Raw genomic sequence first — 16,130 nt, 5'->3', positions numbered from 1 at the left:
TAGAGAAGACGGAGTGGATTAAAGTGAAAAATAAATGGATTATATATATCTTGGCATTGGCTGTTTTTCTGATTGGAACCCTTGAATACATTATTACAGGAGTCATTGAAATGATCGCCTCAGACTTGAGCGTATCTACTTCCGAAGTGGGTTTACTGGTGACTGTATTCGCTCTGGCAGCGGCCATTATCGCTCCGATTCTCATTGCAATTACCATAAATATGGATCGCAAGAAGTTACTGTTGTCCGCCCTCAGTGTGTTTATTGCCAGCAACGGACTTATGCTTGTTGACCTTTCTTACGAAACTTTACTATGGGTGCGAATTATTCAAGGGGCTAGCGGAGGAGTGGCTACCGTAGTAGCAATGGCCGTATCGACACGACTGGTTGAAAAAGAAAAAAGGGGCAATGCCATCGGCATCATTTTGATGGGGCTAAGCAGTTCGCTAGTGCTCGGTGTCCCATTGGGCACATTTTTTAGTGAAATGTTTGGATGGAGAGTTCTATTTATATTCATTGGATTGTTAAGTGTTCTTCCATTACTTATTATCTACAAAAAGGTTCCGGCAATCAAAGAGGAAGAAAAGATCACCCTCAGAATGCAACTCTCCATTTTGAAAAATCCACTCATTCTGACTGCCTTGCTTATTACATTATTGTATATCGGCGGCTATTCGACACTGTTCACGTATATTACGCCTTTCTTGCAAGCTACATCCACTCTTACTATGACCGAGATAAGCGGTGTTCTGTTTCTCGCGGGAATTTGCAGCTTTGTCGGATCAAAAGTGGGCGGACAATTGGCAGATGCAAAGGGATCAAAGTTTACAATTTGTCTAGGCCTTCTGTTACAAGGCATAACTCTTCTTTTGTTTGCTCTAGCTGGAGTTAATCTTATGATGTTAATCTTGGTTTTAATGATTTTTATGTTAGCAACGTGGAGCATATCTCCGGCCCAGCAACTATATCTGGTTACACTGGCACCTCGTAATCCCGACATTGCCCTTAGCGTAAATACGTCATTTATCCAATTTGGTTTTGCACTGGGATCTGGATTAGGTGGGATTGTGATCAGTCGTTCATCTGTTATGTATTTGAATTGGTTGGGTTTTGGAGCTGTAGGGATTGCTTTACTTCTTGCCATCTTATTATTTAAGAAATCGAGAAGCAGAACTGGAACTCCAGATCCAGTGTAATTTCAATGATGAGTAATTCTTGCTTATGAGTAAAATAAAAAGAGGATCTCTTCAGCATTCACTGCTCAAGAGATCTTTTTGGCGTATAACAAAGTTATAACAAGAATCACATTACATAATTATGGTAGATTAGAGCAACAATCGATTTACAAATTACTGTTATGTTGTTTACTGTCCACCTGTATTCGAAGCCCAGACAGGATACCAGCCCAAGGCCGGATTTTCATTGTTGTACAGCACCAGATTACCGTCAGTTTGCATGATGAGCACATTGCCTCTAAGATTGGCTGGCACATTGTCTGCTCCGTACCATGCCTTAGCCCACGCCAGGTTATCCGATGTCCAATAAGGTGTATTTTGCGGATCTGATATGACCAACTTCCCGCTGAAATAATTAATCTGGAGTTTATGTATTCTTGTGTCTTTAGTGTTGCTGTGCCATATCATTTTACGTGATTTGACGTCCCAGATCTGCGCATCACCATAATTGTCAAATTGAAACGAGAACCTGTTATTGTTTGACACTAACCCTCCACCTGCGACATTATACATAATGTCATAAATCAGCCGATCTCCACTGGCAGCGGAAGTCGCGGGTGAAAATGAAATCAAAAACATAAACATGGCAAGGCAAGATAAAAAGACTTTTTTCATAGAATATCCTCTTTTCCTTAATATGTTTTAAGTTACCTATCAAATATAGCATATATATTTCTTTAATGGATAAATTTTCAATTAACGACCAACTATCTGCAAGATTCTTTTCTGGACTGATCAGTTCAGATATGTTATATTTCTGAAACGGGAGGTGTTACTTATCGCCAGGACTAAAGAATTTGACAAAAATCAAGCGTTGCACCAAGCGATGCTGTTGTTTTGGAAAAAAGGATACGAGGCTGCTAGCATACCGGATTTACTAGAAGTGATGGGCATTAGCCGATCCAGCCTTTATGATACGTTTTCCGACAAGCAAACCTTGTACAGAGATGCCCTGGAGCATTATAAAAAAGGGAGTTCCAATAAGCAGACTATTCTTGAACAAGCATCAAACGTAAGAGATGGAATTCTTCAATTTTTTGAGTATCATATTGCTTCGGCATACGATACTAGCCTACCGGGCGGATGTTTTGTAACGAATACAGCTACAACATTGGAGTCACCAGATGAACAGATAAATGTCTTGATACAGACTAGTTTTTCGGATTTGGAACAAGCATTTTGTGAGCTTTTGGAGAAGGGCCAACAATCGGGAGAGATAGATAAAACAACAGATATCAAAACATTGTCTTATTTATTGCTGAATTTACATCAAAGCATAAATATTATGGCCAAAACAGGTCAAAATCCAGAACGTGCAAAAGAAATGATTAGCTTTGTAATTGCAGGGATATAATTTTTTTTAGCAATATTGGAATGATTGTTCCGTTATTATATTCCTCATATTTTGAAGGTGCCATTTGAAAAGTATCTGCAAGACCATAATTTTTTTAATCATTCTGGAACATTCATTCCGTTATCGAAACATTCCATCAACAATAAGGAGATGCAACCAATGAAGGTATCGTTTATTGGACTTGGAAATATGGGGCTTCCAATGGCACAAAACCTGTTGAAAGCGGGTTATGAATTAGTCATCTTTAATCGGACCCCTGAAAAAGTTGAACCGTTAATAAAACAGGGAGCACGTTATGTCCAAACACCACTAGAGGCAGCGAAAGAAAGCAATCTTGTAATTACCATGTTATCTGATGATGCTGCTTTGAGAGAGATTGTCGAGGGACCAAATGGAGTTCTGAACGGATTATCTGAAAATGGAATTCACGTATCTGCCAGTACGATCAGCGTAGATCTGGCTCGAAAATTATCCGCTTTGCATGCGGAGAGACACCAGCACTTTGTGTCTGCCACCGTAATGGGGCGCCCGGATGCCGCTAAAGCAGCTACATTGCGCATTATTTTAGCTGGTCCGGAACATGCAAGACAACGAGTACTTCCCATGTTAACAGTACTAGGTCAAGAGATATTTGAGATTGGGGATCATGGCGAAGAAGGTAACATTGTCAAAATAGGCGTTAACTTTCTAATTGCTTCAATGCTGGAAGCATTGTCGGAAGCGCAGCTCATGGTTGAAAAGCACGGCATTAAGCCGTCCCGATATATGGATGTTGTGAATGCTCTTTTTCAATCTCCGGTATATCAGAACTATGGAGCGATCATGACCGAACAGCGATTTGAACCAGCCGGTTTTAAAATGACGCTCGGGTTAAAGGATGTTGCATTAGCTATCGAGGCAGCCAAGTCAGTTCAAGCTCCACTCCCTTTAGGTCAGCTTATTCATCAACACCTCTCTGAAGGAATTACCCATGGTTATGGTGAGTTGGATTGGACGGCTTTAATCCGTTGTCTTGAGCATTCCTCTTAAGGAAAGAAAAATATAAGGAGAGATTAATTATGGAAATAGGTGTTACTTCATTCGTAGAAACAAAGCCTGATACTAAGACCGGAGTTGTGATGAGTCACGCACAGCGATTGCGAGAAGTCGTGGAAGAAATCGTCCTTGCAGATCAGGTAGGACTTGATGTGTTTGGCATAGGTGAGCATCATCGTGATGATTATGCAGCATCTTCACCAGCAATGGTGTTGTCCGCTGCCGCGCCCCTCACAAAACGGATTCGATTGACAAGTGCTGTGACGGTCCTATCTTCAGCAGATCCTGTCCGTGTGTTTCAGGATTTTGCCACGCTTGACGGTCTCTCCAATGGACGTGCCGAGATTATAGCGGGTCGAGGTTCCTTCATTGAGTCCTTTCCACTGTTTGGTTATAACCTGCATGACTACGAGGATTTATTTAATGAAAACATTGAATTGCTTCTTAAATTACGGGAATCCGAGAAAGTAACATGGAATGGAGGCCATCGACCAGCGATACATAATCTGGGGGTATACCCGCGTCCTGTTCAGAATTCTATACCTGTATGGATCGGTAGCGGAGGTACTCAGGAGTCTGCCATACGTGCTGGAATTCTAGGTCTGCCACTTGTTCTTGCAATTATCGGTGGAAATCCAACGAAATTTGCGCCACTTGTAGAACTGTATAAAAAGGCGGCAACTCATGCTGGTCATGATGTATCACAGCTTCGGGTAGGTTCACATTCTATCGGATTTGTTGCAGAAGATACGGAAAAAGCCGCAGAACTCTTTTTCCCGTCCACTCAGTACGGCATGAATAAACTCGGCAAAGAGCGGGGGTGGGCATATTACGATCGTTCCAGCTATGACGCTGCCCGCAGCTCTGATGGTGCGTTGTATGTAGGGGATCCGGAAACAGTTGCTCAAAAAATTATTCATCTGCGCAAGCATGTAGGAATTACACGTTTCATGATGTATGTTCCCTTAAGCACGATGCCACATGAGTTGGTAATGCAGGCTATAGAACTGCTCGGTAAAGAGGTTGCACCGCGAGTACGAGAGGAAATTTCCAAGTGGGAAGCTGAAATGAGATAAGGATTAACTAAAAAACATAAATGAACGAATTCATTATTATATTTGGAGGAATTATCATGAGTATTGAGACACGTATATTACCAGAATTAAGAGAGGTATATTCACAATTTCCAGGGTTTGAATTGGAGAAAAATTTAGAGTGGAGCAGAAACTTAGTATCGGCTGCATCGGTGAAAAAATCAGAGCATGTAAACACAACTAGCCGGAAAATTCCGAGGGATGGAGGTGAGATGCTGGTCAAAATTTATGAGCCAGCCGAACGAACGAATGATTTACTACCAGCCATGTTATGGATTCATGGGGGTGGGTACGTGTTAGGACATCCAGATATGGACGACAAATTGTGCGAACGTTTTGTTCAGACAGCAGAATGTATTGTCGTATCAGTCGATTATAGGCTCGCTCCTGAGCACCCTTATCCTGCGGGGATTGAAGATTGTTATGCTGGATTGGTATGGATGACGGAGGAAGCAACAATGCTTGGCATTGATGTGAATCGGGTTGCGATTGCCGGTGCTAGCGGTGGCGGAGGACTGACAGCAGCACTCGCGCTAATGGCACGTGATAAAGGAGGTCCGTCTATTATCTTCCAAATGCCATTGTATCCGATGTTAGATAATCGTAACATCACGCCATCTAGTCATGAGATTACAGAAGAGGGTTCAATCTGGAACCGAACGGACAACGTGGCTGCTTGGAATATGTACCTTGGTGAGGAGAACGATATCAGTGGAAGTTCTTCTTATGCAATACCTTCGAGAGCAGAGAGCTTGGCCGGATTGCCACCAGCCTATACTTGTGTAGGTCAGCTCGATCTATTCCGAGACGAGACGATGGAGTATGTGGCACGATTAGCACAAGCAGGTGTGGATGTAGAATTTCACCTCTATCCAGGTTGCTTCCACCTTTTCGAAATTCTTGCTCCAGAAACAGAAGTGAGTCAAAGTACTGTTAAGGGTTATATGGATGCAATGGCTCGTGCTCTTCATCCCAATAGAACCCTTAATTAAGGATTGATGAATCAGAACCTTTTAAGTTAAAGAAAATTTATAATAGGAAACTTTATGTCAGAAGAAGTCACTAAATTAGTGACTTCTTTTGTTTGGAGACATAAGTATAGATAAATAATCCAAAAAGTTCGAAATGGGGTTAAGCTCCAGGATTCCAATCAGGAAGACTCTTGGATTTGGTCTTTCCAATGTAATCAATCTATTCAATCCAGAAGTGATTATTGTTGGTGGAGGAATGTCGGCAGCCGGTGACCGCTTGCTGAATACAGTACGTGACACGGTTAAAAATCATGCATTGCATCTCTCATCCGGTGTATGTCCTATCGTACAAGCAAAGTTAGGTGGGCAAGCAGGAATGATCGGCGCGGCTGCATATGCAAAAAATAAGATGCCATTATAAGGTATCACAATATGATAATTGATCAATCATGCTTGAGAATATGTCATTGCATCATACAGTCTAAAACCTTAACTTAAAATGACAGCAGAGAACGCTAACAACCTCGATGACGTTTATACCGATTAAATGGCTAAAGTATGTAAACGCCTATTGGACAGAGTGGGAATTTTTCCATTGATCTAAGTACATCCCCCTTAAAAGTGAGATTTATATCCCAACTCTGTTAAGTCAGCCGGGACACCTTCATGTCGTTTATGAAACTGTTTAGGCGAGGAACCGGTCATTTGTTTGAACTGCCTGCAAAAATGCTCGACATTACGGTAACCGCATCGATCGGCAATCTCTGCAACCGTATACAAATGATGTCTAAGATATTCTTTGGCCAAACGTATTCTGCTATGAATAACATCCTCCATACACGAGAGGCCAAACGATTTCTTGTACATCAACTGCAAGTACCCCGGACTGACGTTTATGATCTTCGCCATTTCTGATATTGTCCAAGGATGGCTGGGATGGTTATGAATTGCCGTTCGAAGCTTCAACAGAGGATAGTGCTGAGGACTAATATCCTCTTGGACACAAGACTCAAGCAATTTATTGAACAAGGTTCGCAGCAGGCAATTGATGGATGATTCCCGGTAATCGTTCTGAAAAGAATGCTCTGCAACAAGCAATTGGAACAGCTTATGACAGTATTCCGGATCATCCAGTGGGAAAGGTGTGCCTGGCGGAAGGGAGGTATCGGTTACAAACGGTTCATCACTTTCAAAACGAATCCAATCATTTATATAGCGCTCTGAACAAGCCCGATAATATATTTTTTGATACGGTTTGAAAAGTACAGCACAATGAGCCGGGTATTCCTTAAGTTGTCCATCAACCCAAAACTGGGCAGGGGTCTGTGTAATGACTAATAACCAGGCATCATGTCCTTCAGGGATATCAAAAACAAAATGATTCTGATGTACCGCGTCACATTCAACGTAAAAAATAGATGTCATGGTTCTTCCCCTTTATCTTTAGGTTGTAAAAAAGAATAACCCATACTCTACTTAAGCTATTTTCTATTATACGAGAGTTATCTGTATTTCATAGAACGAATGTACTATTACAATTATATGAGGAGTGTAGCTGTAATGAACAAGCAGGGGTTCAACCCATATCTTCCATCTTGGGAGTACGTACCTGATAGTGAGCCTTATGTATTCAATGAAAGAGTGTATGTGTATGGTTCACATGACCGTTTTAACGGACATGCCTTCTGTCTGAACGATTATGTATGCTGGTCTGCACCCGTGAATGACCTTGGGAATTGGAGAAATGAAGGGGTGATCTACCGAAAAACAGATGACCCGCTGAATCCGAATGGCCATATGTGTTTGTATGCGCCAGATGTTACGCTGGGTCCCGATGGGCGGTATTATCTGTATTATGTGCTCGATAAGGTACCCGTTGTTTCGGTGGCTGTATGTGATGCACCTGCTGGCAAATATGAATTCTATGGTTATGTACAATATGGCGACGGCACTCGTCTGGGCGAAAGAGAACGGGACGAGCCCCAGTTCGATCCCGGCGTGATGACTGAAGGACAGCACACTTATCTGTATACCGGCTTCTGTGCGGCCGGAGACCAATCAAGACATGGCGCGATGGCCACGATGCTAGGTCCGGATATGCTGACGATTGTAGAAGAACCCATATTCGTAGCACCGAGCGAGCCTTACAGTGAGGGCAGCGGTTATGAGGGCCATGAATTTTTTGAGGCGCCTTCCATTCGGAAGAGAGGTAATACCTACTATCTGGTGTATTCCTCCATCGTTATGCATGAATTATGTTATGCCACCAGCCGATTTCCAAATAAAGGATTTACATATCAGGGCGTCATCGTAAGCAACTGTGATCTCCATATCAACTCCTACAAACCTGCTGACAAACCCATGTATTATGGAGGCAATAACCATGGCAGCATTGTGGAGATCAACGGAGACTGGTATGTCTTCTATCACCGTCATACCAATGGGGACGCATTCAACCGGCAGGGCTGTATTGAGAAGATATCTTTTGAAGAGGACGGCAGCATTCCTCAGGTGGAAATGACCTCCTCTGGTCCAAGTGGGAGACCGCTTGAAGGAAAAGGCGAGTACCCCGCATATCTTGCATGTAATCTTTTGACCAAAGATGATCAGAAGTACACTGGAGGTTTCGGGGCAGGAGCCTGGCTGGACAGCCGCTTTCCAAAGATCACCCAGGATGGTAGAGACGGTGATGAAGAGGTCGGATATATCGCCAATATGGTTGAATCCGCAACGGCAGGTTTTAAATACTTTGATTGCCGAGGAATTCGCCAGGTCTCGATCAAGGTACGGGGATATTGTCAAGGGGTATTTGAGGTCAAAACCGCATGGAACGGTCCTGTCCTGGGTACAATCCCGGTACATTTCACCAATCATTGGCAACCCTATTCAGTCGAGATGACCATTCCGGATGGTATACAGGCTTTGTATTTTACGTACAGAGGTTCTGGAAGTGCAAGCCTTGCATCATTTATTTTAGCGTAATCCTCAAACACATGATCTGAGCAATCCAGACAAAACAAAGCAGCTGCTGGTCATCCAGTAGCTGTTTTGTTGACCGATCAGCCTATGCGGCTCAGATAATTGGGTTTTTTATGATTAAACTTTTAGTCATCCGCAACGTTGGCTTCTCCAGCCTGCTGCGAATGGCTGCGATATTCGCTTGGCGCGATGCCTGTCCACCGCTTGAACTGGCGGCTGAAATGCGCATTGGTCTTATACCCCAGCATCATCGCAATATGGTCTATGTTCAAGTCGGTTTGCTTTAACAGCCGCTGCGCTTCGTTCAGAAGGGTTTCGGATAGAAACTTGCGTGGAGGGATGCCGTATACCTGCCGAAAAATACGATTAACCTGTGACGGGCTTATGCTCAGCGATTTGGCAATGTCCTGAATCCAGGTTCGATCGCTCTCCTGAATTTCCCCGTGAAGATGGATATACCTTACCGAATCCTCAATGTGCTCAGCAATCTGATGGGCAATGGTTTCTTTTCTCGACAATGTAACGGAGGCTTGCTGAGATAACTGACCGACCAGGGAACCGAGCAGTTCAAACACGGCGGCATGTACCTTCATTTGTTTGGAGGAAGATAGTGAGCTAGACAAATGCTCTGTGGACAGGCCATACAAAGTAGACAGGGAAGGGGAAAGACCCAGAGCCAAATTCGAATTTGCCGGATAATAGATGTCTTTGCAACGGTTAAGTTCTCTGCAAAAGGATGTATCGTGTATGCTGAAATGCACGGAAAAATAAGTGAACCCCTCCGGTCCGGCTCCGGTGCAAGAGTGGGTCATACCAGGCCGGATGAACAGAAGGTCGCCAACCGACTGCCGATAAGACTGCCCGTTGACAACCATGTTCATCTGCCCGTCCATCATCCAGTGGACTTCATACATTGAATGTTCATGAGACGGATAAGTCCAGCTGGAATCTACCTTTCTTGCATGCAGCCCCAATAATTGAAAAGACATGCGAACATCGGGTAGACGACCTAAATACACAGCATCCGAAAGCTTGGTCACAGCAAACCAACCCCCTTGTACTATTCTATATTCCAACATCCTGTCATCGGAGTGTCCTCGTAAATTATCTTTAGTTTAATGGATCTAACCTCATCTTAACAGAAAAAAATGCGTGAAAAGGGTAAATCGTCGGAGTGATTAGAACATCGTCATGAACCATAGCGGGTGCTATGGTAGTATTATCAACCCGATGGGGAAAAATGGAGGCAAGCCTGAATGAGAATTATTCGATTTCTGGACGGACAACAGAAGTGGCTGGCAGCCGTTACGGATGATGAACAAGCGTATCGTTTGCCACAAGCAGATTTTATGACTTTGATCTATCAAGCAAGAAAGCAGGGGATTTCTCCAGTCCAACTTGTTGAAAGCGCTTTTAAACCGTCAAACAAGTTAACTGACGATTGGACATCCCTGCATCTAATCACTCCATTGGAAGCTCCGGAAGTATGGGCGGCGGGTGTGACTTATCAGCGCAGCCGCGAAGCGCGAAATTATGAAGCAACGGAAGGCAAGCTGGATGCAAAGACCTTTTACGATAAAGTTTATGATGCCGAAAGGCCGGAGATCTTTTTTAAATCTACAGCAGCCCGCACCGTCGGGCCCAATGAGCCTGTCACGCTTCGCAGCGATTCCAATTGGCAGATCCCGGAGCCTGAGCTGGGGTTGGTGCTTGCCGCGGATGGCAGCATTGTGGGATACATCGTTGGCAATGACATGAGCTGCCGCGATATTGAAGGGGAGAATCCGCTGTATCTACCGCAAGCAAAAATGTGGCGCAATTCCTGCTCGATAGGGCCAGCCATTCGTCTAGCGGAAACGGTGCAAAATCCATATGCGTTCAACATCGTCTGCGAGATATATCGCGAAGGTGAAGTAGTTGTCAAAAGCGAAGCAAGCACAAGTGAGTTAAACCGAAAACTCGATGAGCTGGTCTCTTTTCTGGCCAGAGATAACGATTTGTTTGACGGTACGGTGTTATTGACAGGAACTAGCATTGTGCCACCTAATGATTTTACACTTGCACCCGGGGACCGCATTGAAATATCCATTAGCGATATCGGGACACTTATTAATCCAGTCATTTCAAACTAATGTACAAGGAGGATGAATGCGATGACCACATTTCAGGTAGAGCAGACATACAGCAATTACATTAACGGAGAATGGGTGAAGGCGACGTCCGGTGAAACCGAACCGAGCATCAACCCGGCGAATCGGAAGGAGGTAGTTGGCTACGTACCCACCTCAGGCATAGAGGATCTGAACCGGGCTGTTGCAGCCGCGAAGGAAGCAGCAAAAGATTGGCGGAGGTTATCGGGCGCGGAACGCGGAAACTATCTATTTCAAGCAGCCAATGTGCTGGAACGCCGGGCCGATGAAGTTGCAGAGGCGATGACCAGGGAAATGGGCAAAACACTCCCAGAAGCTAAAGGAGAGACACTGCGCGGTGTAGCAATCTTAAGGTATTACGCCGGAGAAGGCATGCGAAAAACTGGGGATGTCATTCCATCAACGGACAGCGAAGCACTGATGTTTACGACTCGCGTACCCCTTGGCGTTGTTGGGGTTATTGCTCCTTGGAATTTCCCAGTAGCCATTCCGATTTGGAAAACGGCTCCGGCCTTGATTTACGGCAATACGGTTGTGTTGAAGCCTGCTCAGGAAACTGCGGTCACTGCGGCTAAAGTAATGGAGTGTTTTGAAGAGGCGGGCATTCCGGCAGGCGTTCTTAATCTGGTATGCGGCAGAGGCTCAGTGATCGGATCTGCACTTGCTGAGCATCCGGATGTGGGCGGAATAACGTTCACAGGTTCCAATGAAGTGGGCAAACGGGTCGGCGGCGCAGCACTGGCACGTGGGGCCAAGTATCAACTTGAAATGGGTGGGAAAAACCCGATTATTATCGCGGCTGACGCCGACCTGGATTTGGCTGTGGAAGCCACGATCAGCGGTGGGTTGAAATCGACCGGGCAAAAATGTACGGCCACCAGCAAGGTCATTATTGAACGAAAAGTATATGATGCCTTCAAAGAAAAGCTGCTCTCGCAAATCCAGGAAATTCGGCTGGGTGACGGCATGTCTTCTGGAAGCTGGATGGGTCCATGTGCAAGCGAAGGACAGCTCAATACCGTGCTGAGTTATATTCAAAAAGGCCAAGATGAAGGTGCCGTTCTGCTCACTGGTGGAAAAAGAGGGGACGGTCCGGGATTAGAAGAGGGATTCTATGTGCAGCCGACCGTATTTGAAGGGGTCGAATCCCATATGTCCATCGCCCGGGAAGAAATCTTTGGCCCGGTTCTGGCCTTGATTGCGGTAGATTCCCTGGAGGAAGCCATCGAAGCGGCTAATGATAGCGATTATGGCTTGAGTGCTTCCATCTATACACAGAACGTCGGAGCCATGTTGTCTTTCATCCGGGACATGGATGCAGGACTGGTCAGAATTAATGCAGAAACAGCCGGCGTAGAGCTGCAGGCTCCGTTTGGAGGAATGAAGATGTCAAGTTCACACTCCAGAGAACAGGGGCAAGCGGCTATCGAGTTTTTCACGGCCATCAAAACGGTCTTTGTGAAGTCATAAACTGTGGGAGGCTATCATGTACGAACAGATTACGTCGATTATGGGAGAGACCGCGTCCAACTGCTTCGATATCATAGCACATGCTCCAGGGGCTGCCGGACGTCTGCCTTTAACGGATGATTTGCTGCGGAATGCTCCAAGCGGCGACTTGTTCGGCATGTCCCAGAATGTTGGAATGGGCTGGAAGCCCGGGGAATTGAACGGAAAACAATTTCTGATCTTGAGTACACAAGGTGGCATACGCAATGAAGACGGCAGCCCGGCAGCACTCGGTTACCATACCGGCCACTGGGAGGTCGGCCTGCTGATGAAGGCTGCCGCAGAAGAACTGTCAAGCCGGGGAGGAATCCCGTTTGCTGGATATGTCAGCGATCCGTGTGACGGCAGATCACAGGGGACAACCGGCATGTTTGACTCGCTTCCGTACCGGAACGATGCCGCTATGGTATTTCGCAGACTGATTCGCTCGCTGCCAACTCGTAAAGGCGTGCTTGGTGTCGCCACTTGTGACAAAGGTCTTCCAGCGATGATGCTCGCACTTGCCGGCATGCCGCAATTGCCTGGTGTAATCGTTCCCGGTGGCGTCACACTTCCGCCTACCGATGGAGAGGATGCCGGTAAAATTCAGACCATCGGTGCACGGTACGTCAACGGGGAACTTTCTCTGGAAATGGCTTCGGATTTAGGATGTCGAGCTTGTGCTACACCGGGAGGAGGCTGTCAGTTTCTAGGTACCGCGGCTACGGCCCAGGTTGTAGCAGAGGCACTGGGTATGACAGTGCCACATGCCGCGCTTGCACCTTCCGGGCAGCCCATCTGGTTTGAAATGGCGCGCCAATCGTCACGTGCACTCATCCATATGGAGTCACAGGGGATGAGGATGGCAAACATTGTCACTGATGCATCCATTCGCAATGCGATGACCGTTCATGCTGCGTTTGGCGGATCGACCAATCTGCTTCTTCACATACCGGCGATTGCCCATGCCGCCGGTTTAACCGTACCCACGGTACAGGACTGGATACAGGTCAACAAAAATGTTCCAAGGCTGGTTAGCGCCCTGCCAAACGGACCGATCTTTTATCCGACCATACGTGTCTTTCAGGCAGGAGGTGTACCGGAGGTCATGCTACACCTCAGACAGCTTGGTCTGTTGGATGAGTCTGTACCAACGGTTACAGGTACTTCATTGGGTCAGGTACTGGACTGGTGGGAATCGTCGGAACGCCGTCATCTCATGCGGAAGCAGTTAAAAGAGCAGGACGGCATCGATCCGGACAGTGTCATCATGAGTGTAGAACACGCTCAGCGGCTTGGAATCTCATCGACTGTAACATTTCCAACCGGGAATATCGCTCCAGAAGGTTCTGTCATCAAATCCACCTCTATTGATCCTGCTGTACTGGATGAGCATGGCGTATACCGTCATCGTGGCAGAGCAAAGGTGTTTACCACTGAACGTGAGGCGATCCATGCGATTAAGACCGGAGGTATTCTGGCTGGCGACGTTGTTGTGCTTCTCGGGCGAGGTCCATCGGGAACTGGAATGGAGGAGACGTACCAGCTTACATCTGCGCTTAAACATTTGCCTTTTGGCAAATACGTGTCACTGATTACGGATGCCCGGTTCTCGGGTGTTTCCACCGGAGCATGTATTGGTCATGTTGGCCCCGAAGCGCTGGCAGGCGGACCGATTGGCAAGCTGCGGAACGGAGACCTGATTGACATCGCGGTTGATCGTAACACGCTGGAGGGTAGCATTAACTTTGTCGGAGAAGGCGAATTGGAGTTTTCACCGGAGGAAGGTGCTCTCATCCTGGCACAAAGGCCCTTTCATCCAGATATGAGGCCTGATGAGGCTTTGCCGGATGATACAAAGCTCTGGGCTGCATTGCAATCGGTCAGCGGTGGGACTTGGAGAGGGAATGTATATGATGTCGAGCGGATCATAACCGCCCTGGAAGCCGGCAAAAAAGCGCTAGGCTGGTACTGATATCTACCTTTCGTGAATCTGCTGTTGTACAGATCATTACTTTCATACCGGAGGTTTCTTCCATGAATAAGATCAAGAAAATGATCACCAATCCCATCCTGCCCGGTTTCCATCCCGATCCGTCCATCTGCCGAGCAGGGGAGGACTATTATATCGCCACTTCCACCTTTGAATGGTTCCCTGGTGTACGGATTCACCATTCCCGGGATCTGGTTCATTGGCGGCCCATCGCTTCTCCGCTGACTCGTGTAACGCAGTTGAACATGGAGGGCAACATTAATTCCGGAGGCGTATGGGCACCCTGTCTTAGTTACGACAACGGTGTGTTTTACCTGATATACACCGATGTCAAAAGCCGGGTAGGCGCTTTTAAAGATACCCACAATTACCTTGTGACAGCAACGGATATCGAGGGACCTTGGTCCGAGCCGGTTTATCTGAACAGCAGCGGTTTTGATCCTTCCCTGTTTCATGATGAAGACGGACGCAAATGGCTGGTCAATATGATATGGGATCACCGTAAGGGCAAAAACCGGTTTGCAGGCATCGTTCTTCAGGAATATTCCGTCCAAGAACATAAGCTGATCGGACCGGCCGTTAACATATTTAAGGGAACAGAATTAGGCCTGACCGAAGCACCCCACCTGTATAAACACAACGACTATTATTATCTCATTACGGCTGAAGGTGGAACCGGTTATGAGCATGCGGTTACCGCAGCACGTTCCCGTACGTTACAAGGTCCTTATGAGGTCGATCCTGTCAATCCGATCCTCACTTCATACGGCAGACCAGATTTAGCTCTGCAAAAGGCAGGCCACGGTAGTCTGGTCAAAACGCATACCGGCGAATGGTACATGGCTCATCTGGTCGGACGACCCGTTCATCACAAATATTGCATTCTTGGACGTGAGACTGCACTTCAGCCATGTACGTGGAGTGAGGACGGCTGGCTGAGACTTGCGAGCGGTGACCGATATCCGGAGGTTCAGGTGCCTGCACCGATGATCCAGTCCCATCCGTTTGAGCCGATTGCTGAAATGGATGACTTTGATCACTTTGAGCTTCGGCATGATTGGAATACACTTCGCATTCCACCCGATTCGACTTGGCTCAGCTTGACGGAACGTCCCGGTTACTTACGATTGCACGGCATGGAGTCGATGAGTTCAACGCACAGGCAAAGCATGATCGCACGTAGACTTCAGGCCTTGAAGTGTGAAGCCGAGACGTGTCTGGAATTTGCGGCGGACCATCCACAGCAAATGGCCGGATTGATTTTGTACTACGATACCCAGGACTATCTCTACTTACGTGTAACTTATCATGAGGAGAAAGGGCTCTGCCTGGGGATCATTCAGTCCAAATACGGGGTATACGACGAACTGCTGGAGGATATTCCGCTAGAGTTGGTGAGCACGCTCCGTTTAAAGGCTGTGGTGGATCAAGATCGCGCCCGCTTTTATTATGCGTTAAATACTGATTCATCCTGGAATACAGCAGGCGAGTGGGTTGATATCACACATCTGTCCGATGAATCTCCAGAGTATATCCGGTTTACGGGAACCTATATCGGTCTTTGTGTGCAGGATCTAGGTGGAACCCGAAAACATGCCGATTTTGATTACTTTATGTATAAAGAAACAAAGCATGCAGCTGGTGTATTGGAAAACATGTGACGGTCTTTTTGGAAGGAGCAGAGGACCATGAAATGAAATTGGGTAGTATAGCAGCAGAATAGAGGAATACATGCTCACAGAAGAAATGGATGATGGGATAGTGCGGGGCGGTAAGGCTGCGTGGAATTGTGACGATTCTGCTGGGGCTGGACTTCGAGACACTTCGTACA

At 46.4% G+C, this 16,130-nt stretch carries 14 protein-coding genes; 11 read left to right on the top strand and 3 right to left on the bottom strand.

Going from position 1 to position 16,130, the window contains the following annotated elements:
* The first annotated feature begins 23 nt into the window (after positions 1 to 23).
* Entirely contained in the window at positions 24 to 1,196 is a 1,173-nt protein-coding gene (locus MHB71_RS09175) for an MFS transporter (RefSeq protein ID WP_340029369.1), read from the top strand.
* A 168-nt stretch (positions 1,197 to 1,364) separates the two neighbouring features.
* Here MHB71_RS09175 and MHB71_RS09170 read toward each other — a convergent pair whose 3' ends face one another.
* A complete protein-coding gene (locus MHB71_RS09170) occupies positions 1,365 to 1,850 on the bottom strand; it encodes a hypothetical protein (protein ID WP_074095216.1) in 486 nt (161 codons plus the stop codon).
* A 154-nt stretch (positions 1,851 to 2,004) separates the two neighbouring features.
* On the opposite strand from MHB71_RS09170, the gene MHB71_RS09165 reads away from it, so the two are divergent.
* The 5 genes from MHB71_RS09165 (at position 2,005) to MHB71_RS09145 (ending at position 6,110) form a co-directional block, all read left to right on the top strand.
* Complete coding sequence (locus MHB71_RS09165) at positions 2,005 to 2,589, top strand: TetR/AcrR family transcriptional regulator (protein ID WP_235193829.1); 585 nt, start codon at positions 2,005 to 2,007, stop codon at positions 2,587 to 2,589.
* A gap of 159 nt (positions 2,590 to 2,748) precedes the next feature.
* Entirely contained in the window at positions 2,749 to 3,618 is an 870-nt protein-coding gene (locus MHB71_RS09160; protein WP_036671398.1) for an NAD(P)-dependent oxidoreductase, read from the top strand.
* A gap of 29 nt (positions 3,619 to 3,647) precedes the next feature.
* Positions 3,648 to 4,700 (top strand): LLM class flavin-dependent oxidoreductase, encoded by a 1,053-nt coding sequence (locus tag MHB71_RS09155; protein ID WP_036671403.1) that lies wholly within the window; start codon positions 3,648 to 3,650, stop codon positions 4,698 to 4,700.
* 56 nt (positions 4,701 to 4,756) lie between these two features.
* Complete coding sequence (locus MHB71_RS09150; protein WP_340029368.1) at positions 4,757 to 5,710, top strand: alpha/beta hydrolase; 954 nt, start codon at positions 4,757 to 4,759, stop codon at positions 5,708 to 5,710.
* 133 nt (positions 5,711 to 5,843) lie between these two features.
* Positions 5,844 to 6,110, top strand: a complete 267-nt coding sequence (locus MHB71_RS09145) for an ROK family protein (RefSeq protein WP_036615497.1) — start codon at positions 5,844 to 5,846, stop codon at positions 6,108 to 6,110.
* A gap of 194 nt (positions 6,111 to 6,304) precedes the next feature.
* On the opposite strand, the gene MHB71_RS09140 is transcribed toward MHB71_RS09145, so the two are convergent.
* The gene (locus MHB71_RS09140) at positions 6,305 to 7,114 is read right to left on the bottom strand and encodes an AraC family transcriptional regulator (RefSeq protein ID WP_340029367.1); all 810 of its coding nucleotides are present in this window, start codon (positions 7,112 to 7,114) and stop codon (positions 6,305 to 6,307) included.
* Between the two features lie 135 nt (positions 7,115 to 7,249).
* Between MHB71_RS09140 and MHB71_RS09135 the strand changes: the two genes are divergently transcribed.
* A complete protein-coding gene (locus MHB71_RS09135) occupies positions 7,250 to 8,671 on the top strand; it encodes a family 43 glycosylhydrolase (RefSeq protein ID WP_340029366.1) in 1,422 nt (473 codons plus the stop codon).
* A gap of 122 nt (positions 8,672 to 8,793) precedes the next feature.
* Here the strand turns inward: MHB71_RS09135 and MHB71_RS09130 are convergent, their stop codons facing one another.
* A complete protein-coding gene (locus MHB71_RS09130; RefSeq protein ID WP_340029365.1) occupies positions 8,794 to 9,708 on the bottom strand; it encodes an AraC family transcriptional regulator in 915 nt (304 codons plus the stop codon).
* 216 nt (positions 9,709 to 9,924) lie between these two features.
* Between MHB71_RS09130 and MHB71_RS09125 the strand changes: the two genes are divergently transcribed.
* From MHB71_RS09125 to MHB71_RS09110, 4 genes are all read left to right on the top strand, one after another.
* Positions 9,925 to 10,800: a fumarylacetoacetate hydrolase family protein gene (locus tag MHB71_RS09125; protein WP_340029364.1), complete on the top strand. Its 876-nt coding sequence runs from the start codon at positions 9,925 to 9,927 to the stop codon at positions 10,798 to 10,800.
* Between the two features lie 21 nt (positions 10,801 to 10,821).
* Positions 10,822 to 12,288 (top strand): alpha-ketoglutaric semialdehyde dehydrogenase GucD, encoded by a 1,467-nt coding sequence (gene gucD, locus MHB71_RS09120; RefSeq protein ID WP_340029363.1) that lies wholly within the window; start codon positions 10,822 to 10,824, stop codon positions 12,286 to 12,288.
* A 16-nt stretch (positions 12,289 to 12,304) separates the two neighbouring features.
* Complete coding sequence (locus tag MHB71_RS09115; protein WP_339187126.1) at positions 12,305 to 14,281, top strand: YjhG/YagF family D-xylonate dehydratase; 1,977 nt, start codon at positions 12,305 to 12,307, stop codon at positions 14,279 to 14,281.
* Positions 14,282 to 14,343: 62 nt separating this feature from the next.
* Positions 14,344 to 15,960, top strand: a complete 1,617-nt coding sequence (locus MHB71_RS09110) for a glycoside hydrolase family 43 protein (RefSeq protein WP_340029362.1) — start codon at positions 14,344 to 14,346, stop codon at positions 15,958 to 15,960.
* The last annotated feature ends 170 nt before the right edge of the window (positions 15,961 to 16,130 follow it).

Source organism: Paenibacillus sp. FSL H7-0940 (genome assembly GCF_037979415.1).
Classification (GTDB): domain Bacteria; phylum Bacillota; class Bacilli; order Paenibacillales; family Paenibacillaceae; genus Paenibacillus; species Paenibacillus amylolyticus.
The sequence above is the reverse complement of the archived record's forward strand: the minus strand, read 5'-3'. Positions and strand labels throughout refer to the sequence as shown.

What these genes read in the sequence shown, in the direction of transcription:
- MHB71_RS09145 (WP_036615497.1), top strand. Translation starts at nt 5,844, where the DNA reads ATGGGGTTAAGCTCCAGGATTCCAATCAGGAAGACTCTTGGATTTGGT.
- MHB71_RS09140 (WP_340029367.1), bottom strand. Translation starts at nt 7,114, where the DNA reads ATGACATCTATTTTTTACGTTGAATGTGACGCGGTACATCAGAATCAT.
- MHB71_RS09115 (WP_339187126.1), top strand. Translation starts at nt 12,305, where the DNA reads ATGTACGAACAGATTACGTCGATTATGGGAGAGACCGCGTCCAACTGC.
- MHB71_RS09150 (WP_340029368.1), top strand. Translation starts at nt 4,757, where the DNA reads ATGAGTATTGAGACACGTATATTACCAGAATTAAGAGAGGTATATTCA.
- gucD (WP_340029363.1), top strand. Translation starts at nt 10,822, where the DNA reads ATGACCACATTTCAGGTAGAGCAGACATACAGCAATTACATTAACGGA.
- MHB71_RS09110 (WP_340029362.1), top strand. Translation starts at nt 14,344, where the DNA reads ATGAATAAGATCAAGAAAATGATCACCAATCCCATCCTGCCCGGTTTC.
- MHB71_RS09135 (WP_340029366.1), top strand. Translation starts at nt 7,250, where the DNA reads ATGAACAAGCAGGGGTTCAACCCATATCTTCCATCTTGGGAGTACGTA.
- MHB71_RS09160 (WP_036671398.1), top strand. Translation starts at nt 2,749, where the DNA reads ATGAAGGTATCGTTTATTGGACTTGGAAATATGGGGCTTCCAATGGCA.
- MHB71_RS09125 (WP_340029364.1), top strand. Translation starts at nt 9,925, where the DNA reads ATGAGAATTATTCGATTTCTGGACGGACAACAGAAGTGGCTGGCAGCC.
- MHB71_RS09155 (WP_036671403.1), top strand. Translation starts at nt 3,648, where the DNA reads ATGGAAATAGGTGTTACTTCATTCGTAGAAACAAAGCCTGATACTAAG.
- MHB71_RS09170 (WP_074095216.1), bottom strand. Translation starts at nt 1,850, where the DNA reads ATGAAAAAAGTCTTTTTATCTTGCCTTGCCATGTTTATGTTTTTGATT.